This window comes from Mesorhizobium sp. P2_F5 (assembly GCF_056403715.1).
Genome location: NZ_JBFUEY010000002.1, coordinates 212,058 through 236,158, shown reverse-complemented (window position 1 = coordinate 236,158; position 24,101 = coordinate 212,058). Strand labels below are relative to the sequence as shown.

The following is a 24,101-nucleotide window of genomic DNA, read 5'->3' as shown; positions in this document are numbered from 1 at the left end:
GCCACCGTGATGCGGATTGGTGCCTGAGGTCAGCCGCTTGCTTTCGAGCAGAACGATGTCGGTCCGGCCAGATGGTAGGCCACCGAACAGCCGGAGACGCCGCCGCCGATGATGACAACGGCGCGCGGAAGCGAAAGCGACGCTGCGTTGCCCTTGACCTTCGATATGTGTGTTGTTGCTGTTTGGATTGTCCGGTCCAGTTCGAGATCACTGGCGACGTCAGGGCGAGCCTGCTGGCCTGGCTCGAACGGCGCGGCGGCACGACTGAGGACTACGCTTCCCCGAGCCGGCTCGATCACGGACACCACATGAGCACACGGCAGTACGCCCGACTCGTCGACGAGTGGGTGACCGCGATCGAGTTGCGCCCAGAGGAATATGGAACTCACTCGCTTCGGCGCACGAAAGCATCAATGATCTACAAGGCGACAGGTAACATCCGCGTCATCCAAATCCTGCTCGGCCACTCCAAGATCGAGAACACTGTTCGATATCTCGGCGTCGATGTCGAGGACGCGCTGCTCTTGGCGGAGCTAACCGAAATCTGACGTTGAGCAGCTATCCGACATAGCGCGGATGGCTGCTCAGTCGCGCACAATGCCTTGTGGCAAGCGGACTCGCGGGTTTCGGCCGGCTACGTCGAAAGAGCTGACCTTCAGCGAGTGAACGAGCTTCGGCGGCAACGCCACACAAGTCTAATCGTTCGAGCACGAATCGACAGCAGCCTAAAGCGGTCGGCTGCTCACCCCTTTCAGATGTTCCCATTTTGTGCTAGCTCAGCCGCATGGCTAGATGCACAGCACCAGTAAGAGGCCATATACGCGGCGGCGGAGCGGATTGCCCAGTGTGCGGCCCCCGCTATCGCGGCTATAGGTCATCATACACCCCGTCCTATATCCCGTCCTACACACCTTCTTACTCATCGTCGGGAAGCAGTGGGGGCGGTCGGAGTAGCGGTGGCGGGTCTCGTCGTACCGCAAAGCCACGCTGGTCAGGAACTGGCTCGAGCCAGTTCTACACACCGGAAGAAGTGCGGGCGCTCACCCCGATCCGAGAAACCGTAGAAAGACGAGCGCCGCTACCCGATCTTCGGCACATCTTCTTGTGCCACGCATGGGACGACCGGCAGGGGCCTGCCAAGGAACTGAATGACCTTCTCGTCGGGCAAGGGGTGTCTGTCTGGTTTAGTGAGAATGACATCGGACTTGGCGAGCCATTTCTCCGCGCCATCGACAAGGGACTGGCGAAGTCGCGGATTGGGATCGTGCTGGTGACTCCCTCTCTGCTGAAGCGCCTTCCGTCTGGGGGCGTGGCAGACAAGGAGCTTTCGGTGCTCCTACAGCGCGATCAACTTGTTCCAATCATCCATAACACCACCTACGACGCTCTTCGCGAAGTCAGCCCTATGCTCGCCTCGCGGAACGGGCTGGACACAGCAGAAATGCCGATGACAGATGTAGCGGCCAAGCTAGCTGAACTGGTCATCACCTAGCATCAACGCGCCGGGGGGGCGAGGCGCCGAAGGTTAGGTATTCCGGACATGCGCACCAGCGACCTGCAGCAGTTACATGTACGATGAACCCACCGCAATACCTCGGCCGGGTGGCGTCACGCTAAGCACCGTCGCGCCCTCATAGATTCTTGCTGACAGTCGTCCTCCCACGCCCGTGGCGACCCGAACCAGTGCTCGAAGGTCGAGGAGGGCAACTGCGTTTGTCCAAGCGGCTGCTCCTCGGGAGCTCGGACGGCCACGTGGTGTGTCCGCTATCCCGACTCTTGTGCCGGAAGCTGCCATTCCGCTGACGGCCCACAAGTTGCCGAGCGGCAACGCGATCCATCTCGGACAAAAACGTGGCGTTACAGAACTCCGGCAGCGACATTTACCCAGGAACAGGCTTGCGATGTCGCCACCCATGGTGGCAGATCAGCGAATGGCCGGTCTGCTCGACACAAGCCCTTATGATCGAGTGTTTGCGTTAGACACCCAGATGGTGTTCGAGGCGCGACCCCTCACCCAGTTGCCGTGGTCGGCACTCTCATCGGGGCCGATCCTCCTCGTAATCCTGCCTCAGGTCTGCAGCGAGGCCGACGCTCGCAAAAGGGACGGTCGCCTCGGGACTCGGGCACGCGAGCTCAACCGCATGCTTGATCCTTCCATTGAGTTGGGCGGCGCGACACAGCTCGTCGCAGAACCGGTGCGAGTAGACATCGCCTACGTCCCGGCAGGGCGACCGGACTGGGATCGGCTCGACGACCTTGAGCGCGAAAACGGAGATGATCGCATCGTCGCCCAGGCGCTTCATGCCAAGATCGACAACCCTTCTCGCATCGAGATCCTGAGCTTCGATAGCCGGCCGCGAGCGGGCGCGCGACGTCACGGACTGGGCGCGCTTAAGCCGGACGAAACCTGGCTGCTTGATCCAGAGCCTTCACCAGCTGACCGGCGCGTCGCCGACCTCGAGCGAAGAGTGCAACTGCTGCAGGCTAACGAGCCATTGCTTCGTCTTGCAATTCGCACAGTGGAGACGCAGCCACTCGTCCGCATCCGCGTGCCCCAACTGCCTGCAGAAGGGGTAAAGCCTGTCGTGCGAATTATCCTCGCAAAAAACCGACGCGAGCAGAACTCGGGCTACTTCGATCTGGGGCTAAATAGGAATCCGGACTACGACTCCGACTACGATGATTATTCTCGCCATCTGGGCGAGATTGACATTCCAAACATTCACCTTGGGGTTGCGCGGTTCTTCTCCCAGCACGGAATCGAGGTGGAGATCGAGAATGCTGGGGTGATGACTGCCGAACACGTCGCCGTCGAGCTGCGCTCGGGCAACGCCGTTCTCCACCGAGCTCCGTTCATAGTGGACATCTTCGGCCCCCCGGCCCCCTCGGTCCACCGAGACTTGCTGGCCAACATCCGGAACCTGCACGGACAGCTCGACCGTCCCGATCGAACGACCTTTGCTCTAAAGGGATCGGACGACCCGTCCGTACAACTCGAGTACCGCTGCCAGGACTTCCGACACGGTCGCTCGCAGATAATCACGGCGGTAATCGAGCCGACGGACCGCAGCGGCGGCGTCATAAACATCGAGGTCCGTGTGACAGCCGCCAATATGCGCGGTGAGGTTGTCGAGCGGTTGTCCGTGCCGATCCTTGTTCAGGATCGCGCACTTGGTGAACTGATCGGCCTCGACAATCTATCTCTCAAGGTAGATCCGCCAATCAGGGATCTGCTGGCCCCCCTGCTTCGGAGTGAGGAGACCCTGGCGCATTTCCGGAACGACGGCACGCCACGCGAATAGCATCCTGATCCGTGTCTCGGAGCGGAGCCGTCTAGACGAGGCCTCGGCCGAGGCAGAGGCGATCCTGTTCCCTAGCCTCGCCTAGCCGCCGTGCGCAATTGTGACCCTGGCGGCGTCATTGCACCCCAAGTTGGTCCGCATCCACGAGGTCGATATGACGATCCATTGGCGGTCCCGCCAGGCAAACGTCGGGTGCGAACACCGACATTGGCATTCAGAAAAGCCCTCTCAATGATTGGGTTTTTCGCCCAAGGCAAATGGGGTTTCTTATGGGCTTTCCGGGCTGCTATCTTAGATGGTGAAATAGACATAGAGGCGGATTGGAATGATGGGCTTGAAGCGCAGATGTTCGGTTGCCCTTGCCGTCACAGTGAGCCTCGTTTGCGATCCAGTGTTGGCCCAATCAGCTACAGAACATCACGTCTGGCAAGATAAGCGCAATTTCCGGCCGTATAGCCGCACCGCCGAGTCGATCACCGGTACGATACGGCTCTCGGGGAATCCAGATTTCGCCAGCCCGGGCAGCAAGATGACGATCACATTCGAGAGCGGTGAAAAAGTGGAGCTGGCCTCGGTGGGTGCATCATGGCGTCAGTGGGACGAGACGGACGACAAGAAGGCGACCGCGGAAGTCTTCAAGATGTCACGAGACCCAGGCACTCTCAAGAACCGCAACACGCTTTGTGGCGATCCGAAATCTGACCCGGCCCGATATGTCGTGTTTCTTGAAAAATCGTCGTCTGGAGATTCTCCGCTGCTTGGGATGGCGGTCTTTGGATCAAAGAGAGCGCCCACGACATCCACAGCCAAGGCCTCTGCGGCACTTTCAATTTTTCCACCGACTGAAGCCCAGGTGGTCTGCGGCGACTGGCGGTCCCCGGGCCCGGTCTGAGGTCGCCATTGAGCATTCTTGGACGGCTATCTTTGTCACCGATGCGCGCGAATTCGAACCCGGTCACTGCGCGCCCGCCGTGACCTCAGTTTCGACGAGGATCGAGTTGCGGCACCACCAAGCACCTGTCTTATCGCGGTGCACGAAGGCGAGAAGAAATACGCCCCGGCTGACGGATAGACCCATTCAACGCCAGTTGGCGCGTCTATCCGGAATTGCTCGGCTCCCACCAGCATGAAGCGGGCGCGTTCATGACCGCGCCCCTGACCAATAACCAGATCTTGTCCAGCCCGACCGGTGAGTTGCGGCGTCGGCTTGGCATCGTCATTGGCCCAAAACGACTGCAAGAATTCGAACTGGTCCCGGATCGAGGCTTGATAGCACAAGAACAAGAGGCCGCGGTCGCCATTGTCAGGATCGTCCTCACTCCCAATGGGCAGAGCTTCGCCAAACGGGATGCCGCGACGAAGGATGCGTCGTACAAGCGAATTTACCTCTCCACCCTGGTCCGTTGCCAGGACCCGCGGGTTGACCTTCCTGATATGCGAGGCCGCAGGACAAATTTCGCCGGCGGGATCGCCGGCCGCTGGGGCAAAGCCGTCGCTAGCCACTTCGTCGGTGAGAAAGTCAAAGTCGTTGTTTGCGCCTGCCGTTTTGGCAAGAGCGTCGTTGTCCTCCAATGTCGCGCGCAAGAGAGGCGCACCACTGCGCCACCTTCCTATCACCATCGCCCCCAATCTCTCCGGCGTGAGGCCTGCGAACTCAGGATTTTCTGCCAGCGCGTTGGCGGTCTCGCTCAGAAAGCGGTTGAAGGCGGGCACGTCTTGATTGAGCCTGCGATACACGAGGAACGACCCGTTCCTCGCCCATGAAGGGCCAGATGACGGCCGGGGGAGGACGCTTGAAGCATCCTGCTCGCCTATCGGCCACGGTTCGGCGGCCTCGCGTCCGCTGGCCACACTCTGCCTCGGATAGCCAAGCACGAATTCGCCGGGACACACCAGCGGGCGGCCGGGCGAAGCATAGTCGATGCTCGTGTTACTGCCGTTCGCATTGTCTCGCGGCGTGAGGAAGTCTCCATTCAAAGCGAGCCGTCCGCGAACCGCTGGCTGTGAAACGCCGTCCTTGAAGCCAAAATGCTCGCGTCCTGAAGGAAAGGAGGCGCCTGTGCGGCCGAGGTCGCGCCCCCGGTCGACATGCATCTCCACCAAGCCGGCGGCAGTCGCTTGATTTTGCTCGTGCTCCAGGCGCTCCAAAAGGTCTCCATCCCGATCTGCTGCGATGATAAGGAGGATGTCGGGGACGTTTCCGGAGGCTCCGAATTTCCATTGGGAGATATGTCCGCGCAAGGCGGCATCCAAGGGATCGCCGAGCCTGCCAACTGCAGACGGCATGCCTTGCTTGAATACCGGATCAAACAGCGCGGCGTCAGGCGCGAGACGCACCAGGGCGGGATAAGAGAGTGCCATATTCATCCACGTCGAGGCCAATGGCCCGGGATCGGCTCCCGATTTGCCACCTGTGAGAGCATGGTATGCCTTTTTGAACGACGCCACCTCATCGAGCCAGGTCAGTCGATCTGCGCAACGGGTGAGCCACGCTCTGACGGGGCCGAGATCCTCCATCTCGGGAATCCGCAAAAACACAAACAGCTGTAAGTCTTTGTTGAACCCGCCAAGGACGTTTCCCTGGATCTCGCCAGCGTCCAATACGGGCTCGAGTTCAAAGCTGGCGCTCATCGTGGGAAGATGGAGGTGCGGGAGTAGCGATGTGGCGTGCTGCCATCAATGTCAGGAAAGACTTGCTTCCATTGCGCCTCGGCTCCGCTCTTTTGCGCGGCGAGGATACTGGTCACCTGCGGAGACACACCACCGGGAGGACAGACCTGCCCGTAACCGATGGCGTGGATAAAATCCGGATGGGTCGTGTCGCGACACGGAGCAAGACGACAAACAACTGCCTCTTGCGCTGGCGCCCCAGGAATAGCCAGCGCGTAGAGGGTCATCGTGATGACGTCGGCAATCTGTCCGCCGGTCACGACTTGCTCGCCATGCAGTAGCAAATCGCCCACGCGCAGTTGCTTACCCTTCAACGTAACGCCGTCGGGAACGCGAAATCGTGCGCGCACGATCATGTCTGTCACGTCCTTTGGATCGGGCCGCAGCACTGTCCAGCAATCCGGCTGTCCCTCGAATGGCGTCCCATCCGGCAGCGTGAAGACAGTTGGCTGAATGTCCTTGATGTACAACCCGATCGGACTCCTCAGGGCAACGCGACGCTTGAGCTGAACCACTTGCGTGTTGACGCCAGAGCCGATCGTGGGATCGCTCATCCTGTTGATGCCACCGTACGCCGCGCAGCAGATCAGGTCGGGATCGCTGGTGACAGGGGTCGGGTTGCCATACGGCTTGGTGGCCTCAAGGGCGAGCGTAATCTCGGCACCCAGTGTGTTGGCGGGATGCGTTAGATGCACCGCATGTGCCGCGTTCCAGCGATTGAATCTGTTGTAGGAACCTTTGCGGTATTTGTCTGCCGCACCGCCGCCATACGGATTGCGCCAAGTAAGATCCCGGTCAAAGACGAGATCGTCGAGGACGACCGATTTGTCTTCACAGATTTCGCGATAGAGAGCCACAAGCAGTTTCTCGTCGCTCGCTATCCGGTCCCAATACTCGGGACCCTCGCAGGTGAAGACGACCTCTTCAATCACTCCATCTGCATCGCGACGGACGGCCCACTCGAGATACTCATCCTGCGATCTATAGAGCGGTCCTTGGTATGGCGCGCCGGCAGCGTCCCTGAAAGGATCGTAAGCTGTCATGTCGACGGGATCCATGACGCCGATCGGTCGCGGCTCGTCCACCAGCCGAGCCGCAGCGGCGATCGAGGGGCCAACAATACGCTTGATGGTTCGCGGCAATCCGGTCCACTCAGGGCTAGCCTGCTTCGGCTTGCTTCCGGCCGGCGGATTGATTGCGCTGAAGGCAGCTGGGTAGCTTTGAGCGCCAACGCCAGCCAGTTGATCCATCTCCTGGTGCCAGTCATCGTACAATTGGGCGCGTGCTGCCGAGCGGTCAAAATCCTTCAGCAATGCGGGTGGAAGAAACGTCTGAGCCATATGCTTTACCCCTTGTTGCGAATAAGATTTTGCACTTGAAGGCCACTCGCTCAAAATGGCGGAGGCGCCAGTTCGCCGCCAGGTTGGCTTGGCCTTGATGGACGTTCGCGCAGGCGTCGCGACCAGAAGTCTGTGCCGAATCTGTCTCGAGCCGAACGATAGTAGCCTAGGCGTTCGGTCAAATAGCGCCGGTAGGCCGACCGTGATTTCGCTTCGAGGAGTCTCAGCTCGCCAATGCGGCTATCGAGTGCCAAGGCCACCTCTTCCGACCGACGAATGGCTTCCCAGAGCCCGCGTCCCGAAAGGGGATCGAAGCTGACCTGCGCGTCGCCGATTCGCAGGATCCCTGGGCCGGCATTGAACGGCAACCAGCGACACGGAACCGGAACCGCCTGGAAAAGGACCGGTTGGCGCAACCGATCTGCGATACGGGCGATTTGGTCTGTCTTTTCGATTGTCCTTAGAGCAAATCCTCTGGGTGTTTGACCGGACAGTTCCTGCGCATCCGTGACGACAGCTATGCACATACGGTTTTTATGTCCGGCAATTGCATAAGCCCATCCATCCTCGGTGGCCTCAATGATCAATCGCCCGTCCACGGGCCGCGAATGATCGATTTCGCCGACCGCTACAATTGCGATCAGCCTGTCGTCGTATGCTGAGCCCCCAAATAATCGGGATCGGACACCCAGGCGTCCAGATGCGAGAATGCACCATCCTTCGCCAGGAACGTCCTGGTATGGAGCGGATGTCTCGCTTCCCGATATTGACAGGCAATCGCTGAACGTCCGTACGACACCGGCGTCTTCGGCGCGTCGGCCGAGCAGCGCTTCCAAAGCGGCGCGGTCAACAGCCCACGCCGAGCCGTGTAGCGTCGTGAGATAGTCATGACCATGAGGGCCATGGCCATCCCACAGCGACAACGTTCCGGGACACTCTTTGGCCACTGTCGAAACATCGCTTTGCGTGATTCCGAGCCTCGACAATGTCGCGAGTGCCGATCCGCCCAGCAAGTCGATCCGACCCGAACGCGGGCGTCGGCGTTGACGCCCGGTGAGGGTGACCCTCCAACCGCAACGCGCCAGCACGGTCCCTGCCACCAATGCGGCCGGCCCGTCGCCAACGATACGCGCAATGCGTGGCATTGACGGGATCATCGGCCAAAGCGCATCCTGCGCACCGCTGCCCTGTCGGCCTCGCTGGCAAAACCTGCCGATTGCGCTCGCTGATCTGCTTCCGAGATCGGCCTGGGTGGAGCCGCGCCAGCGGTGGTGGCAATAATCTTGTCTTTCGTGGCGGGATGGGTCTCGACATAGATTGTGGACGGGATCTCCGGATCTCCGATGGGTCCAGGATACGCTTCGAGGACGCCCATATTGCCGAATTCCGTTATCAGGCGCTCACCCCATTGCCGGGCGGGGCTGCCCAATGGGAAGAACCAGCTTCGTCTTGTCAGGAAGGCAATCACCCGCTCCTCACGCGGCGCGGATGTGTCGATTGCCTTCTTGTAGTCCTCGTGTGCCAGAACGTTGTTTGGCACGCGCGACGGCCAGAAGCTTGGCGCGTCGAATTCGAGCCTGTCATCATACCCGGCAAGGCAGCCGCCGGTATCGATTTGCCAGGGCAGCAGCATCCAGCGGGACAGAGAGCCAGCAAACTGCCCGCCAAGCGGGCCTTGTGCCCCCAGCACCGTGGAGACATCCAGCTGAGGCCCATAATCGGGCTCTGTTGTCGTCGAACGCATGATCCGGAAGGGTTTGGAGTAGATCGAGAGGTGGCGCATGGGCCATGTCAGCTCTATGCCCGGGTGGAACGCGTCGGCCGCACAAAATTCCAGTGCCGCCCGATCAAGCGTCGTCGGTTGATCGGCAAGGGGAACCTTGTCGATCTCGGTTGCGGCAGCGGCGACCTTGCCCCAATCGGCGATGAAATCGCCGTCGCTCCAGACTTTGAGGTGGCGTAGTCGCTCACCGTCAAGGGCGAGATTCTGATAGGGATCCGTGTTCGGTCCCGTGCCGTAAGAATCCCCATAGAGCCAAGGCCATGCGGCTGGGTCGGACAGGTGATCGGTTTGTTCGCGAAAGATCTTGAATATCGCCATGCGCAGCGGCTTGAAGGCGTCAACGGTTGCCCCGCCGTGAATGTGATTGAGCTGGCTTATCCTGCCTTCAGAACGAAAATCGAATGGAGAGTTGTGGCCAAACACAGCTGAGAAAGCCTTGTTTGCCCACTGCAGGCCGCTGAGACGGTCGAGTACCGGATAGATGTCGTCAGTAAATGAAACGCTGGCTTTTTGAGGAAGCCACCCGGCTTTGACGTAAAGATCGACAAGCACGTCGTAGAGCGAGCGCCAGGATTTGAGATCTGGTGCATAGTTGGGAGGCGCCGATGTTACCCAGGCGCCCTCGGTCGGTACATCAATACCGTCTATGGAGACTTTCGCATCCACCGGCCCATCAGCTACGTCGTCATGCCAATCTTCCGCATTCCCGAATGCGTCGATGTCGGTCTCCACATATGGCGGCGCCCCGCCGGGCGAGTTTGAAACGCCATGGCCTGCCAGGAAGAGCAGGCGTCCGCGATCGGTCGTGCGGAGCTCGCCGAGGGTCACCGGGACGCCCTTGAAAGTACCGGTGTCGAACAGGCAGCCCTGATTGCGACCAGATATCGACCGGCTGCCCGGATCGATCAACAGTGTCCGGCGCTCACCGGGGTCAGTGATCTTTGGATTCCTCCGCTCCACCACCGTGTCGCTCAGCGTCGTCAAATCCATTGCATGGCGGAATTTGAACCAGGCGGCCTTGGAGTTGGCGACATGCACTGCCCAGACAATATCTGCATTGTCTGCAGTGAGCTCGCAGACAACGTTGTTATCTTTGTCATAGCCGTAGATGCGAAATTCGACTGCTTCGCGCTTGAGACGGCCACTGCTGTCATGGGAACCATCCACCGGCCTCGCAGGCGGATGAGGGACCTGTGGCGCCAGCAGATAGTCGTCGGGGCTGCTGCCCAATCGAGCAATTCCGATCGCTGGATGAATCGCTGCACGAACGACAGTGTTGGTCATTTACTCCACCCGATCCGATCATTCGCCACTCGACTTGAGAAGGGCGAATTAAGCCCATTCAGAAATCGCGTCGTTCTTGAAAGATCTCAACAGTCTCAAGACCATTGCTGCGCAGTACACGCACATCTATCGCCTTTGCCCCGGCGAATTGGTTGACATCGACATCGGCAACATTGGGTCGTTCAAGTCCCACGGCCATGGTATGCCAGCGGTCGTCACCTTGGGGACGGACCTGCAGCATGTAAGAAACGTTGGGTTCGGCTGGAGCATCGCCCGCCAGAGGAATATGATGTTCTCGACCTTTGACAGGTTGGGCGAGCTCTACCTGGCCCTTCGGGACGGGGCTGCCAGGCGCGTATTGCGATGCCTCGACGCCATCTACGAACAACTTGACCTGTTGCAGCGATGGAGTGACAGGAACAAACTCCTCAAACATCCGATTGCTTCCAGGCGTACCGCAGGAAGCGGTCATCGGGTTAACGGCCAGATCGAAGATAACCTTTTGTTTGTCATCGATCCCCTTGAGGCGGACGCGATCGTCCCCTCCCTCCTTCGAGGCGAAGGCCACCTTGGTTGGCAGCATCGACAAGATTGCGCCGCGGCGTGCGCCAATGTCGTAGGTTCCGACAATCTGAGCCCAGTCGCCATATTCCATTTTGCGTACCATGTCGGACCTCCTCGGTGCGGTCAGGCGATCTTAGGAGCAAACAGGCTATCTTCGGCAACCAGCCTGTCAAAGAGCCCGTCATAGGTATATTTGGAAACCCACTGCCTGTCGCAATAGGTCATGAAGTCGTTCCAGTTCTCGCGCGGATAGGCGCGCATCGGTAGATTTAGCGAGGCATCGCCGACGTCGAAACCGACGCAATCCTGGCCCGCGTCGGAGAGCGCTCCACCTGGATGCGGAAAATGCGGGTCGTCGCTGCTTTGGTCGCAAAATCCCGGATGGAACCGGCCGAAGGTATGCGCCAACTCGTGTGCGCCATACCAGTCGCCATAAGAGCCGTCATCGTCCCAAAAGCCGGCGCCGGCCTTGCCGCACGGACCAACCGCAATCGTGTTGGGCGCGGGCGCGGTCGGCACATCGTTGGAGGCTCCCCGGAAAAACCCGGAATGGTCCGATACCAGGCCATAGTAATGGGTGCGCGGATCCCAGCCGGCATCGATGTCGGCCTGCCGTATGGTCAGCAATTGCTGGTGCAAGATCCCCAAGAGCGCCCACCAGAGCGGATCGGATCCATCCGGCAGCTGTTGCCCCGAGAACGGCGGAACAAAGTTCGTAGGCGCGTCAACGACCGCTTGGCTCCAGTCCAAGCCCTGTGACGGATAAGCGCGTGTGAGATAGGATTTCAGATGATCGAAATGGGTGGCGTCTGGCGCAAACTTCTGAGGCGGATTTTGTTTCGGGTCAGTGTAGCGAAATCCAAGCACTCTCATGCGCAGTATGGGCGCTGCTGCGAATTCCACCTTCATTTCATCGGCTGGCAGTATTGGAAAATCATTACCTCCCAAGACCGGTTGGATCCGCTTCAGTCTGATGCTGATGGGGCCGACAGGAGGCGACGGCAGAACGAAATTCAATGTTAGTGCAGCGTCGCGCCGTTGCTCGGCCAATGTCGGATGCTGCGTTGCCCGAAGAGATATCTCGTTGGCCGAAGCTGTGTACGACCCGGGAGCCCCGGGCGTGGTGGAAATCACGATCTCACCTCGCACCCGCATATTGGAAGTCAATCCTCGGGGCTGGACGTACACCCTTACCACTGTCGTTTTTCCGGCAATCAGCCGTACAGCGTGCGCCATGTTCTGGATCGCCTGCGTGACTTCGAATCCCAGGACCTCGAGCCCGATTCCGCCCGGCTGCGGGCTGCCCGATACCTTCCAGCGCCGGCGTGGGGTTGGAACGTCAATGAACACCATTTGGACTTTTCCCCCTCATATCTTGCTTCGCATTGAGCGTGGTGGCGCCCGCTTCAGCGCGGCCTTCCTGGCTCGACAGCCGGAACCCCGTTCGTCGTTCGCCGCACATACGCCGACGAGCGGTAGGTGATGCGTCGGGAATCGGCGATCGATCCCAACGGACGATTGGCAATTGGCGTGCGCCATGGGTTGATGGACAAATTGTCGCCGTAGGATTCCTGTCCTGCCCGGTTGACGTCTTGTCGTTCGATGACGAGCGTGCCAACTGGCACGAACGGTGTCTGCCAGCGCCGCGTGGCTGCATCGATTGGCGTCTCCGCGTCTGTCGAGAACGGCTGGATAGCAAATTCGAAGACTGCGTCGTTTGACGAGAGGCGATGGGTGAGATCTGTTTTCAGAAAATTGGGATCGGTTCCCGGCGCGGGCTGGCCTGAAGACGTCATCGGCCGGAGCCGATACTTCACGATGGCTTCCGGTCCACAAGCGTAGGGGAGCACGCTCCAGTAGGTAGCACTCAACACGCTGCTTTCATTCTTCGTCATTTCATCGAGAACGACTTTCGTTTCCGGATGCTGGGCAAGATAGGCATCGAAAGCAACGTGCAATGCCGCATCAGTGAACGCGCAGAAGTCTGCTCCCGTATCGACAAAGAACCGGTCATGGTTCTGCATCACCAGGTCGGCCGTTCCGGCGTTCGGATCGTCGGCGTCCAGCGTCTCACATCTGAGGCCAAAAAGTTTGATGCCTATCCCAAGCGTCGATCGAGCTGCGTCGGCCGTATCGGGGGAAGTGTCGCTCGAGAATCGAACCCAGGCGGTAAACTCGCGGTAGGACAACAGGCCTTGCCTGAACCGCTCCGGAATTTCGGAATCAATACGAAGAGTTCCCTTCGCGATGCCGTGAAGCTTCCGGAATACCGGCCTTGGCGCAGGGCGCTCGCCTGAGGCTATGAAGTGCCTTTGCACCACATCGACGAAAAGTCGCCGCGTCTCCTCGCGAAAGGACACCTGGCAGGGATTGGCGGCCGCGCCAGCGCCAAGCTGGTGCGAGTCTGACTGCCGCGCGGCCAAAGCCGTTTGCCCGTCCTCGTTTAATTCGATGAGTGACCTGACCATCACATCTCCCCTGGGCGGGCTTGAACTCTTCACGTTGGCACCCGCCGTAGATGCGGTGATGCCGAGCATCACTTCATCGGCACGGCTGGTCCGACAGGTGTTGGACCGGGGTTACCCAGCCTTTTCTCAGGCATGGCTATGGAGGCTACCTTGGCATCCCCTGCAAATCCGGCTGTAACGATTTGCGGACATCTGAAGCATGCAGCCCATCCCTCTTGCGCAAACCACCTGCAGGAGCGGCGTATGGTGCAGGGGGGTGGTTTGTCGACTGCTGCCGGAAGCTGCCTGGCAATACGAGAGGCCAGGTTGCATTCGACGCCGTCGAAATGCAGGCATTTGCGCTCTTCGCAGATCGCCGAAAACCGGAAGATCTGCGTTGGGGGCGCCGGTGCAGCGGTTGCCAGAACCTCCTCGCTGGCTGGGAGCGCCTCGTTCAAGTAGGCAACTTTGTTCGCAGTCTCGGTCGGAAGGACGACACCCAAGACCATGGCATCCTTCATTTGCGGCTGTGCGCTTGGGCATAGCGATGCGGAGCCGGAGCCTTGCGACATAGCCGCACCTTCAGATGGGTTCGGCCGGGAAGAAGCCAACCACTATGTCGGGGCCTAACAACAGCGTCGCCGGAATGGCGCCCTGGCCAATCGTGGTGGCGACCTGGCTTGACAGTGCATGGGCTGCTGCCGCGTCGAACGGCTTCGTATCGAGATCCCTCACGACAAAGCCAATGATGCCATGCCCTGGAAGAAATGTCGGCGCTGCCTTTATCCCTTTGAGGCTGGAATTCTTGAGAGCCGAGGCAACTGCCTTGGGAACCAATTTGTCCAGATTTCTTATAGATATCGAATTTGGGAGGTCCATCATCTGTCTCCGGCATTGGTCGGGCCAAGGGGCTGTCCCGCGGCCGGCCGTCCTGCGATCAAAATCACTTGCTGCGAGGCGCCCAGAACGGGAACGGCCACGGCGATGGCATGCCCTCCCCTGCTTTCTCTGCCTCGCTCCACTTCCTGCTGCCAGAAAGCTTAGCCTCGACCGTGTTCGTCGAGCTGTGGACACGCACGCCCACGACCCAAGCGGGAATTGCGAAAGCCTTGGTTACGGCGATGGGGCAGACCACCTGCGCCACTATGCCCGTTGGCTGGGTTGCAACGAAATCCAGGTCCAGAATCCCGTCCTTTGGTGGAACTATGTAGATCCAAGGCGCAAGATCTGGCCCAGTCCATCCCGTCGTGGGCACGGTCCCTCTAGCCGACACGGCGATGGCGGGAGGGTTTTCAGGGATTACGATTAGGCCTTCGACGTGGACTTCGTCGACAGAATAGACGCGCGACTGCATAACTTCCTCCTGTCTATCCTATTGATTGTGCAGGCATGGATTGATTAGCGACGATAGCTCGCCGTCGAATTTGTTGCGCGTGAATAAATCGTGAAATTGATGGCAGTTCGGCTCTTGGAGGATCCCATCTGCGAAAGTCGATCCAAAACTAATGGCACGATCGATGCCACCCTCGAAAAATCGGCAATCTTTCCTCTCCCATGAGTTCATTAGCTTCCAAAAATATTTGAAGGGTCGAACCCCAGTAAGCGCTTCCCAATTGACCAAGCTGTTGCTACCTTTTCTGTAGCCGGTGTCGGTGATGCCGGCGGTGGGCATAGCTTCGCAAAGTAGAGTTCGATGTTGCGTGGGGGGGCGGGCATGCTGACGCTGCGTGCGTTCGGGCGATTTAGACTCTTGGATGCAATTGGAGTGGATCATAGCCCGCGATCCCAAAAAGCTCGCGGGCTCATAGCCTTGTTGGCTTTTTCGCCGGGATTTTCGCGCGGCAGAGCCTGGCTGCAGGACAAGCTCTGGAGCGATCGGGGCAACGATCAGGCCGCTGCCAGCCTTCGCCAAGCTCTCAGCGATATAAGGCGACAGCTCGGACCGAATTGCCCCACATTGCATTGCGACAGGCAATCTGTTGCCCTCGACGCTTCGTTGTTCCGGATCTCGTTTGAGCGGCCATCGTCGTCGGATTCAGTTTTGATGGATACTGAGTTGTTCGAGGACTTGGTCATCGCCGACCCGCGTTTCAACGACTGGCTTCGTGGGCGGCGTCTTGCGGGCCCAAAATCTTATCTAAACGCGGCCGACCACCGTCCCGCGAAACCTGGCCTGATGTTGGAGCGTCGTAGGACAGTTGCGTTCATAGCCGATTGCGGCGAAAGCCGGCCAGCCCGGAAACTCGCCAGCAAATTCTTCGATTTGACCGCGAAAGCCGTCGGCGCCGAGGTCGATTCAGTGACTTTTTGTGAGGCCGGCACCGTATCCGAATGCGAGGCATTGGAGCGTTCGGTGCCGATGGTTGCTATGCGCATCGTCGTTCGGGATGGCTCTTCGAGAAGCGGGCTCTCGATAACAATTGGCGACGCAAGCAGCGGCTGCGTCTTTTGGGCCGAGACCGCACAACTGGTATTGAACGCCGATGAGTCCGCGACATCCTACGAATTCTGCTCATTGGTCTCGCGTGCCGCGGATGCAGTGGTTGATGTGTTGGCGCGCGGCAACGGCCCAGCCGATGGACACGATTTGGCGCTTGGGCTTTTCAACAGCGCGCGACTCCTCGCTATGACACTCGACAAAGAGAACCTCGCACTCGCCGATCGCCAGTGCGCGGCGGCGTTTGAGATATCCCCACGCGGCGGGCCGCTGGCGTGGCGCGGTCTCATTCGTCAAATCAGCCATTTTCAACACATGACCTGCGATTACCTGCCTTGCCCCGAAGGCGGCGCCGCGTTCGCGGCCCGGGCGCTCGACGCGTTTCCAGACGACCCGCTAGCGCAGTGCGTTGGCGCCCATACGCAGTATCTGTTCGGCGGTGACACCCGGGAGGCATTGCGCCTTGCAGAGCGCTCTCTCCAAGCCAATCCGCTGAATGCGTTGGCTTGGGCAGCACTGGCCAATCTTCAGACCGCGACGTCGGACTATGGAGCCGGATACGGATCAGCCCGTCGCGCAATCGATCTGAGCGCCGGAACCCGGGCCGCGTACTTTTTCGAGTTCTATGGCTGCATCGCTGCGGCTGGCCTGGGGGACTACTGGTTGGCGATGCGCCATGCGCGAGCGGCTGCCCAGCTGTCCCCGAATTTTGCACCGCCGCGTCGCTACCTTGTCGCGTTGAAGGCCTCCACCGACGACGGTCTGGGCTTTCGCGGTGCCTTGCGAGAACTGAGGCAAATTGAGCCCTCCTTCGAAATGAAGTTCCTTTTGGACGGCAGCTATCCGGTCAACACGATGCGGCGCATTCCGCTGATAGACAACGTCGAAGGACGCTTGCGTAGAGGCATGGCCGCGCTTTTGGAGCATCACTGACATGCGGATACCCATCACCATCTTTCTCATTGCCGGTATGCTTGCGTTGTCATCTGGCACGGCCACAGCTCGCTGCAAGACTTTTTCGCAAAGCACCATGTACGACGCCGGCATCTCGCCGGTCGCCGCGTGGCGCACCGACTACCCGGCGTCCTCGTCGGCCGGTGCGCCGGCATGGAACACAATTCCATTTGCGACCGAACCCGAGCGCTATATGGCGGCTGTTCTGGACTCGGTACGTCCGTTTTTTCATTTCAAAGCTAACAGCTTGGTCGGCACCGGCAGTGAGCCTTGGTGGATGTCGGAATGGATGGACTACGACAAGTTCGGACGCGAGCCCTTAATGGGATTGACTAAGGAATTGGCGCCTCGAACGCATCAGCTTTCGCAAACATCGCAAACAGGTTCGCAAGTGTGGGCCGTCAACTTCTACAATGAACCTGGTGCGGTTACGCTCCACCAAGTCTTTGCCGATCCTTGCTCTCCGGCAGTGCCTGAAAAACTGCTGTTCGCCGAGGGAAGCGTCGCGATAAAATTCCTGTTTACCGACGCGAATTTGGGCAAATTCGCGGGTCAAGTCGACTATCTGAATGGGGGGCCCGTCTACAAGGCCCATATCGATCCCGAAGGCATCGGCTTTCCCGCCGACACCAGCGGTCGCAAGACACGCGATGTTAACATGCTTCAACTCGACATCGCCATTCGCGACCACAATGCCAGCAAGACAGGCTGGGTGTTCGGCACCTTTGTCTGGATGGGTCCGCTCAAAGGCGATGGCCTGTTCGACAATCTTGTGCCGGCGGTGTTGTTGTGGGCCAACGACGAGGGTGTGGTTAGTGACGATATCAAAGAAAGTTGGATCAATCCGGCCATAAGCGCGAAGCTGTCTGGCTGGAAAGAGCGGCCGTTCCTCGGCTTCCAGGGACGCGCTAATGGCCCGGCCGACAATTTGAACTCGTCTTGCCTTTCTTGCCACGCAGCGGCACGGTTGCCGCTTGCGACAGTGGGCATCGCGAAGCCAGGCAAAAATCCAGTTGATCTCAGCGACGCTGCAGCGGTTGCTGCGCACATCGATCTTTGGTTTAGGAATATCAAGCCGGGTGAGGTATTCCAGCCGGCCAATCCGCCTGCTGTTGCAGCCCTGGATTATTCCTTGCAGGTGCGTGCCGCCATTGAGCGCATGTGTCAGGCATGTGCGGACGGCGCGATGGCTGGCACGACACCAGCGATATGCGCCAAGGCCGGCTATTTCGCCGGCCCCATGTGCATTCCGCAAAGCGCCGAAAAGGTGATGGTCTCCCAAGGAATGCGCAAAATTCAGTCCCTGCCACGCGAGTAGCGCGTTCATGGAGTGGCTAGAGCCTCAACCGCTCGGCGCGACGGCCTTGGTCTCCAGCGATTTGGGACTGGAACGTCTGAAGCGAGGCGGGCCAATTTTCCGCCGTCTGTACTATGAGAGTACGCCGAATTGGATGTATCTGATCTGTCTCGGCGACATTACCTCTACGTTCACACAGTTTTACCGCCGCGTTTCTGCAGTTTGCTGATTTCTATTCGCTCGTTTTTATTGTAGTGTGGCGGTTGACGGAACCGAGAGGCCACTCCACCGACCGTTGCAGCGCTGTAAGGGGGAGCGCCGCTATGACCGTCTTCAAAATTTTGACCCGGAATGGCACTGCTGATCCAGGACAAGAGCAGATGCTGTCTGATCTTGCCACCGAGCTCGAGAAACCCAACGCCAAACTACTGCTCCACCTCCACGGAGGTCTGGTCGATGAAGCCTCGGGGTTGGCTGCAGCCGAGCGTCTCTCCGGGAGTGGTCAAAATAGTTGGCAACTCGGGCCTGAATGGACGCAGGTCTATGTAATCTGGCGGACCGGAGCATTAGAAACCATCAAGACCAACTGGACCAATCTTGTCCACGACGATCGGCTCTATCAGACAATCCTGCGTAAGCTCATCGGCTTCGTTGCCAAGAAGCTTGGCGTGCCTGAACTTGGCGCACGTGGCCCGGGTTCCTTCTCGATCAACGAGGCAGAGATCCACCGGCGACTGACGGGAAAGGCTGGCGAGCGGCCTTTCAACGACGTCGACGTTCACATGGCACCTGGTCTGCCACCGGGCACGCGGGCAACGATCATGGCCGCGCAGACCAATGGCGAACTCGCGATCGAATTCCAGAGGGAGCTAGCAGAAGACGGTTCCTTTCAGAGCGTTGCCGCCGATATCGATGAGGCGGTCAATGTGCCCAGTGGGGCACGCGCACCCTCGGTAGGCGCTGACATTACCGAGGGCCAGAAGATGCTGGAGCGACTGGATGACGACATTCAAGGAGAGGTCACCCCTCCTCCTGCAGTAGGAGGCAAGCCTCGCGGCATCATCTCTGTCGGCACTTTCCTGATTTCTCACGCTGGTCAGGTCGCAATCCGGTGCTTCAAACGCTTTCGCAGCGGCCGGGACCACGGCCTCCATGCTACGATCGTCGAGGAGGTGTGCAGCGAGTTCTACGGCGACCTGGTCGGCGCCAAGGTGTGGGGTATGATGGCGCAGGACGCTGCCGACCATTTCGGGCCAGGTAAGCTTGGAAGCACACTCATCGACATCATTAAGGCGCATACGCCCCAGGATTTTGTCATTAGCGGCCACAGCGCTGGGTCTATCTGGGCGTCGCAGTTTCTGCTCGCTGCCACGGCGGCGGGCCTCGGGAAAAAAGTCAGGCTATTTCTGCTTGCGCCGGCTGTTCGCGAGACCCTCTTTGCCAAGGTGCTCGATACTGCCGGCAGCATGATCGAACGCTGTCGCATGATTACTATGACAGATGAGCTTGAGCGAGCCGATGCGGTGCTCGGCCACGATAGGGGCTACATCTATCCAAGCTCGCTCTTGTATCTGGTGTCGGGAATGTTTGAGGAGATGAACGCCAAGGCCTATCCTGACGCACCAATTCTTGGAATGCAGCGCTTTTCCAACCTGTCGGGTCTCGACGCCGCCGAACAGGCCGCGACTAAGTCAATCGCGACGTTCTTCCAGGGGGCGGGCCATGGCATCATCTCATCGCCAACACCCGGCGTGTCCGTGGCCGACAGCCATGGTGACTTCGACAACGAGCCTTTGACGCTCGCGACCGTCCGTGCGCTTTTTTAGGCCGCCGGGCGATGGGTAGCTGGGCAATCGTTGTCGGAATCAATGAATATCCCCCGCTGGCGAAGCAGGAGGCTTTGCACGGTGCAGTTGCCGACGCTTGCGACTTTGCCGATTGGGCACTGGACCCGGCCGGTGGCAACGTTGCTCAGGAGTGCCTCTTCTTCTGGACATATCCGTGGCCTGCAGCACCCCAAGGTCGGCTTCAGGCCTATATCGCGGGCGGGCCGCCTGAATGGTACAATGTTGATCTAGGCTCGGCTGCGCCCGATCAAACGCGCGCGCCAAACGCGTTCGAAATCACCACCACGATCGAGAGCGTTGGACGCACGCTTCGTGCACAGGCCATGGAAGATGGCAATGCCGAAACGCGTCGCGTCTTCGTGTTTCTGGCTGGCCATGGCATTCGGGCTAAGACTGTCGACCGCAGTGAGGAAACCTGCTTCCTCGCCGGTGACTTCAGGCCGATCAATAACGGCAATCTCGCCGCCGGTCTCGTTCCATGCGACAGCTTCCGGAGGGCGCTCCTTAACGACCGCTTCAACGAGGCAATACTGTTCACCGATTGCTGTCGCAAGCAGACGGCCCGTTCAACGTTGATGGCTCAGCCCGTATCCGACTATAGCGGCCAACCGACCGAGTCGCACAGCATTGCCTACGCCGCGCAGGACGACATGCTGGCGCATGAAACCGCTCAGCAGCCGGTTCGGGGTGCCTTTTCAAGCGTGCTCATGCGCGGTTTGCGCACGCACCGGACGGGTGCTTTGAGCGAGCTCTACGCCGCGCCGCTCAAACAATATGTCCTTGATAACATCAAGGATTTCACTGATTCGGGTCAGAAGCCCAATATGTGGTTTCAGCCCGATGGAGATGGCCCGCTTATCGTCCAGGGCCACGTTGCCGGAGCGGCGATGCCAACCGGCCGTGTCATCAATGTCTACGCTCTTCCCAACGGCACTCAGCTCATCCTCAAGGGTGGAGGCAACATGCCGCTGCTCGGAATTCCGCTGCTCGTGGTTGCCGGCCCCACAATAGAAACGCCGCCGCTCGCGCCGGGCCTCTATTCGATCGAGGTTGCCGACGGCAGTGGCCGCTATGCAATGTTCAAGCATCCAAGCGCGGAGCCTGTTTATGTCGGCTGAAAGCCTGCCGCCGCGGCCCCGAATTAATCTCTCATTGGTCGCGCGCCCGGGGATCGTGATTCGAGTGCTCGACGGGGCACTCGCAGAGATTGGCCGCGGCACCGAACGTTTCGAAGAAGAGTTGGCTCAGGGCCTCTATCTCGTTGAATGGAGTTCTGCCGGCCAGCAGTCGCAGACGATCGTGCGTCTCGACGGCAGCCAGGACAAGGTCGACGTCACATTCGATCCGAGGGATTTGAACCCCGCAGTAGCACTTGGCTCCAGGTCGAGCGATCGCAACGCGCTCGTAGATGCTGTGTACAGCGCGGTCAGGCCGTCCGCGCAAAGCTATAAAACCACGATCGTTCTTGTCGTAACAGGTGAAGCTGATGTGCTCAAAGGCGTCGGACATCTCGATTTGCGGCTCTACGATCGCGAGCAGGTCGCGATGCAGATCAATCCCAACGATGCGCCGAATCTGAAGCTCGGCGGCGGGGAGCGTGCGCACTGCTACAGCGTCCGACCGGGACGCTACCACATCGGCTTCCTGTCGATCCTTGGCGAACGGCTGGGACAGAGCGTCCCCGCGCTCGCGGGCAGACAGACGCTGGTTTTCCTCACCGTCTCGCGTACGAAACTGATCGTGGCCGATGGCGACGAATTCCACGAAGAGGACAGCATTGGGATCGATCCAGCGCGCACTGCGATCGTGACGGTACGCGGCGACGAGGATGACGTCCGTGTTCGCGAGCGCGTGCGGTTGGCCGGTTTGATGCTGTTCGATCTTGCGAATGGCACGAACTCGCTCTCCGCCGACGTGGTGGCTGTGCTTGATGACATCAAGACCGACCCGCTCCTCAAGCTCTATGGCGCCCTTGTCGCCCTGTCTGCGTTGGAGCGCGGCGGGTCGATTATAGCGAGCGAAGCTCCGCAGGGCGGCCGTTCACCTACCTTGGACCAATCCTGGATCGGACGCCTTCGCGATTGGATCGCCGACCCATCGCAGCGAGGATTGCCAACCGACGCAACTGCTGCCGGCTGGGAGCTGCAGCGCCTTAATCCGCACGCCTTCGACACGGACAAATCGGCGAAACGGCCCTCGCGCATTGAAGCGCCGCCGATGCTCGAATGCGCCTGGCGATGGGCGATCGAAGAAAGCGTTGAACGCCCTGACGCCGTGCGGGGGTCGGCGATTGTCGCCACCGCGCGATCGGCTGGTGGCAGTCTGCCATGGCTTTGCTGGCAACTGGCAGCGGCGAAGGCGAAGTTCAAGCCCGTCGGGCCTGCCGTGGAAGATTTGCCGTCGCTGATAGTTCAGGTCGCGGACAAGGTCGCGTCCCTTGTCCAACCCGAAGGCCTGCGTCGTACACTCGCCAAGGGGCTCGGTGCCCTAAGTCCCGAGATCCAAGCGACTGCGCTGCGCGCAATGCAACTCGTATTGCCAAACGCGACAACCGTGTCGGCCAGCACCATCACCGATCTGGCAGTTGCGCTGGGCTTGCCATCTCGCCTGCTTCGAAAGCGGCTCCTGAACACGAGCGCAGCGCTCGACGTCGCGGCCGCGTCGGCGCTGTCGTTGACTTCGGACTCGAACGTCCCAGACACTACGAGCGGCTCAAGCGAGCAAGCGCCTGGCCTCGCGCGTCGCATCCGGTACAAAAACGACCTGCAGAAGGGCAGGTTCGGAGGCAATGCGAGCCGTGGGGGATTTACGGCTTCCGCCGAGTTCGAGAAGACCATCTCGAAGAATTGGGTGCGAATCGTTTTGCGCGTGAAGGGACCTGGCCGCGATGGTGAGGAGGTCCAGTTCCATCTCCACGACAGTTTCAATCCACCACTCAAGACCACGAATTTTAAGGCTCGCGTGGCGAAGTTGGCAGTGACCGTCTGGGGCGGGTTCACGCTCGGTGTATGGATCCCGGCCCATGGTGTCGAACTTGAACTTGACCTCACGAAATTGGACGGCGCTCCCAGGATTGTGCGGGAACGCTAACAACGAGGCTGCCAGGTTCCTGCCGTTTGATGTCAAGCCTGTTGGGCTGTTTATCGCTGCCTGGGAGCAGACAGCTTGCTTCCGGCCAAATGCTGCCGAACGGCAATGCGCCGGATCCCGGTCGCAATGTTCAATTTGTGGCTGTTCTAGGTGCATAACTTTGAACATATGGACACCTTCTCGCACTTGCGAGAGGGCTACTTCCGTCGGCTCGAGCGCAGCGTTCAGCCGCGCACCAATCCAGTGCGACAGCACATCATGACGCCGCCCGGATGGTTCAGGCCGGAGGGGTTTCGTCTTAAGGGAGGTTCGCATCTGGATTGGGCCGCCGTCGTTGAAATGAGATTGACGGAACCTGTGGAGGTTATCTGCAGTCGATCAGAACGATGATGGCGAATTTTACCTTTACAATGTCGAAAAGGGATGTGAATCGTAGAAAGAAACGTACTATTTGTCTCGCTGGCGGTATGGGGAAATCAAATTCGGTTAATTCGTCCGATACTATTAGAGGAAAACTATATGACCACTGCTCCCGAACAAGACGGCCAACTGGTTACCGTGTCGATAGCGGCCGACATCGTCGCCGCCTATGTGTCGAACAATCCACTGCCGGTCAGCGAGTTGCCAAAGCTGATCGGGGATATCCATGCCGCTCTGAAAGGCATCGGAACGCCGGTGGCCGAACCGGTCGTCAAGCAGGAACCGGCTGTATCGATCAAGAAGTCGGTGACGCCAGACTTCATCATCTGTCTGGAAGACGGGAAGAAGTTTAAATCCCTGAAGCGGCATATCGGAGTCCATTTTAATCTGACCCCCGATGAATATCGGCAGAAATGGAACCTGCCGGCCGATTACCCGATGGTCGCACCGAACTACACGGCCACTCGCTCGGCGTTGGCCAAATCAATAGGGCTCGGGCGCAAGGCCGTGGTGCCCACACCTGCCGCGTCAGAAAAGCCAAAACGACTTGCTCGTGCGGCAGCGGCGACGGCAAGTGCGGTATCAGTCAAGTCACTGCCGAAGAAGGCGCGAAAGGCACCCGCGAAAACCTAGCTCGCTGCATCTGGCCAAGGCGCCGGGACGCCG

18 protein-coding genes and 2 pseudogenes are annotated in these 24,101 nt (G+C 59.5%); 10 read left to right on the top strand and 10 right to left on the bottom strand.

Annotated features, from left to right (window positions below; translation table 11 throughout):
- Positions 1 to 167: pseudogene (locus AC1DYO_RS03390) on the bottom strand (FAD-dependent oxidoreductase); the annotation flags it as partial.
- 24 nt (positions 168 to 191) lie between these two features.
- Here AC1DYO_RS03390 and AC1DYO_RS03385 point away from each other — a divergent pair.
- From AC1DYO_RS03385 to AC1DYO_RS03370, 4 genes and pseudogenes are all read left to right on the top strand, one after another.
- Positions 192 to 548, top strand: a pseudogene (locus AC1DYO_RS03385) (tyrosine-type recombinase/integrase); the annotation flags it as partial.
- 482 nt (positions 549 to 1,030) lie between these two features.
- Positions 1,031 to 1,492 (top strand): toll/interleukin-1 receptor domain-containing protein, encoded by a 462-nt coding sequence (locus AC1DYO_RS03380; RefSeq protein WP_477260291.1) that lies wholly within the window; start codon positions 1,031 to 1,033, stop codon positions 1,490 to 1,492.
- Positions 1,493 to 1,931: 439 nt separating this feature from the next.
- Entirely contained in the window at positions 1,932 to 3,302 is a 1,371-nt protein-coding gene (locus tag AC1DYO_RS03375; RefSeq protein ID WP_477260290.1) for a PIN domain-containing protein, read from the top strand.
- Positions 3,303 to 3,627: 325 nt separating this feature from the next.
- Positions 3,628 to 4,194, top strand: a complete 567-nt coding sequence (locus tag AC1DYO_RS03370; RefSeq protein WP_477260288.1) for a hypothetical protein — start codon at positions 3,628 to 3,630, stop codon at positions 4,192 to 4,194.
- 35 nt (positions 4,195 to 4,229) lie between these two features.
- On the opposite strand, the gene AC1DYO_RS03365 is transcribed toward AC1DYO_RS03370, so the two are convergent.
- From AC1DYO_RS03365 to AC1DYO_RS03325, 9 genes are all read right to left on the bottom strand, one after another.
- Entirely contained in the window at positions 4,230 to 5,933 is a 1,704-nt protein-coding gene (locus AC1DYO_RS03365) for a Dyp-type peroxidase (RefSeq protein ID WP_477260286.1), read from the bottom strand.
- Positions 5,930 to 7,312 carry a hypothetical protein gene (locus AC1DYO_RS03360; protein ID WP_477260284.1) on the bottom strand — a complete coding sequence of 461 codons (1,383 nt, stop codon included), beginning with the start codon at positions 7,310 to 7,312 and terminating at the stop codon, positions 5,930 to 5,932. Before AC1DYO_RS03360 ends, AC1DYO_RS03365 begins: the two co-directional genes overlap by 4 nt.
- A 50-nt stretch (positions 7,313 to 7,362) precedes the next feature.
- On the bottom strand, positions 7,363 to 7,899 hold the full coding sequence (locus tag AC1DYO_RS03355; RefSeq protein WP_477260282.1) for a hypothetical protein: 537 nt from the start codon (positions 7,897 to 7,899) through the stop codon (positions 7,363 to 7,365).
- A 566-nt stretch (positions 7,900 to 8,465) separates the two neighbouring features.
- Positions 8,466 to 10,379: a LodA/GoxA family CTQ-dependent oxidase gene (locus AC1DYO_RS03350; protein WP_477260280.1), complete on the bottom strand. Its 1,914-nt coding sequence runs from the start codon at positions 10,377 to 10,379 to the stop codon at positions 8,466 to 8,468.
- 58 nt (positions 10,380 to 10,437) lie between these two features.
- Positions 10,438 to 11,046 carry a hypothetical protein gene (locus AC1DYO_RS03345; protein WP_477260279.1) on the bottom strand — a complete coding sequence of 203 codons (609 nt, stop codon included), beginning with the start codon at positions 11,044 to 11,046 and terminating at the stop codon, positions 10,438 to 10,440.
- Positions 11,047 to 11,066: 20 nt separating this feature from the next.
- Positions 11,067 to 12,296, bottom strand: a complete 1,230-nt coding sequence (locus tag AC1DYO_RS03340; protein WP_477260277.1) for a hypothetical protein — start codon at positions 12,294 to 12,296, stop codon at positions 11,067 to 11,069.
- Between the two features lie 53 nt (positions 12,297 to 12,349).
- Complete coding sequence (locus AC1DYO_RS03335; protein WP_477260275.1) at positions 12,350 to 13,480, bottom strand: catalase family protein; 1,131 nt, start codon at positions 13,478 to 13,480, stop codon at positions 12,350 to 12,352.
- Between the two features lie 492 nt (positions 13,481 to 13,972).
- On the bottom strand, positions 13,973 to 14,227 hold the full coding sequence (locus tag AC1DYO_RS03330) for a hypothetical protein (RefSeq protein WP_477260273.1): 255 nt from the start codon (positions 14,225 to 14,227) through the stop codon (positions 13,973 to 13,975).
- Positions 14,228 to 14,333: 106 nt separating this feature from the next.
- Complete coding sequence (locus AC1DYO_RS03325; RefSeq protein ID WP_477260271.1) at positions 14,334 to 14,744, bottom strand: hypothetical protein; 411 nt, start codon at positions 14,742 to 14,744, stop codon at positions 14,334 to 14,336.
- Between the two features lie 360 nt (positions 14,745 to 15,104).
- Here AC1DYO_RS03325 and AC1DYO_RS03320 point away from each other — a divergent pair, with 360 nt between their 5' ends.
- From AC1DYO_RS03320 to AC1DYO_RS03295, 6 genes are all read left to right on the top strand, one after another.
- Entirely contained in the window at positions 15,105 to 16,760 is a 1,656-nt protein-coding gene (locus tag AC1DYO_RS03320; RefSeq protein ID WP_477260269.1) for an AfsR/SARP family transcriptional regulator, read from the top strand.
- 1 nt (position 16,761) lies between these two features.
- On the top strand, positions 16,762 to 18,099 hold the full coding sequence (locus AC1DYO_RS03315; protein ID WP_477260267.1) for a hypothetical protein: 1,338 nt from the start codon (positions 16,762 to 16,764) through the stop codon (positions 18,097 to 18,099).
- A 302-nt stretch (positions 18,100 to 18,401) separates the two neighbouring features.
- Positions 18,402 to 19,904, top strand: a complete 1,503-nt coding sequence (locus AC1DYO_RS03310) for a hypothetical protein (RefSeq protein WP_477260265.1) — start codon at positions 18,402 to 18,404, stop codon at positions 19,902 to 19,904.
- A gap of 11 nt (positions 19,905 to 19,915) precedes the next feature.
- Positions 19,916 to 21,043 (top strand): caspase family protein, encoded by a 1,128-nt coding sequence (locus tag AC1DYO_RS03305; protein WP_477260262.1) that lies wholly within the window; start codon positions 19,916 to 19,918, stop codon positions 21,041 to 21,043.
- Positions 21,033 to 23,015: a pYEATS domain-containing protein gene (locus tag AC1DYO_RS03300; protein ID WP_477260260.1), complete on the top strand. Its 1,983-nt coding sequence runs from the start codon at positions 21,033 to 21,035 to the stop codon at positions 23,013 to 23,015. Before AC1DYO_RS03305 ends, AC1DYO_RS03300 begins: the two co-directional genes overlap by 11 nt.
- Before the next feature lie 519 nt (positions 23,016 to 23,534).
- A complete protein-coding gene (locus AC1DYO_RS03295) occupies positions 23,535 to 24,068 on the top strand; it encodes a Ros/MucR family transcriptional regulator (RefSeq protein ID WP_477260258.1) in 534 nt (177 codons plus the stop codon).
- Positions 24,069 to 24,101 lie beyond the last annotated feature (33 nt).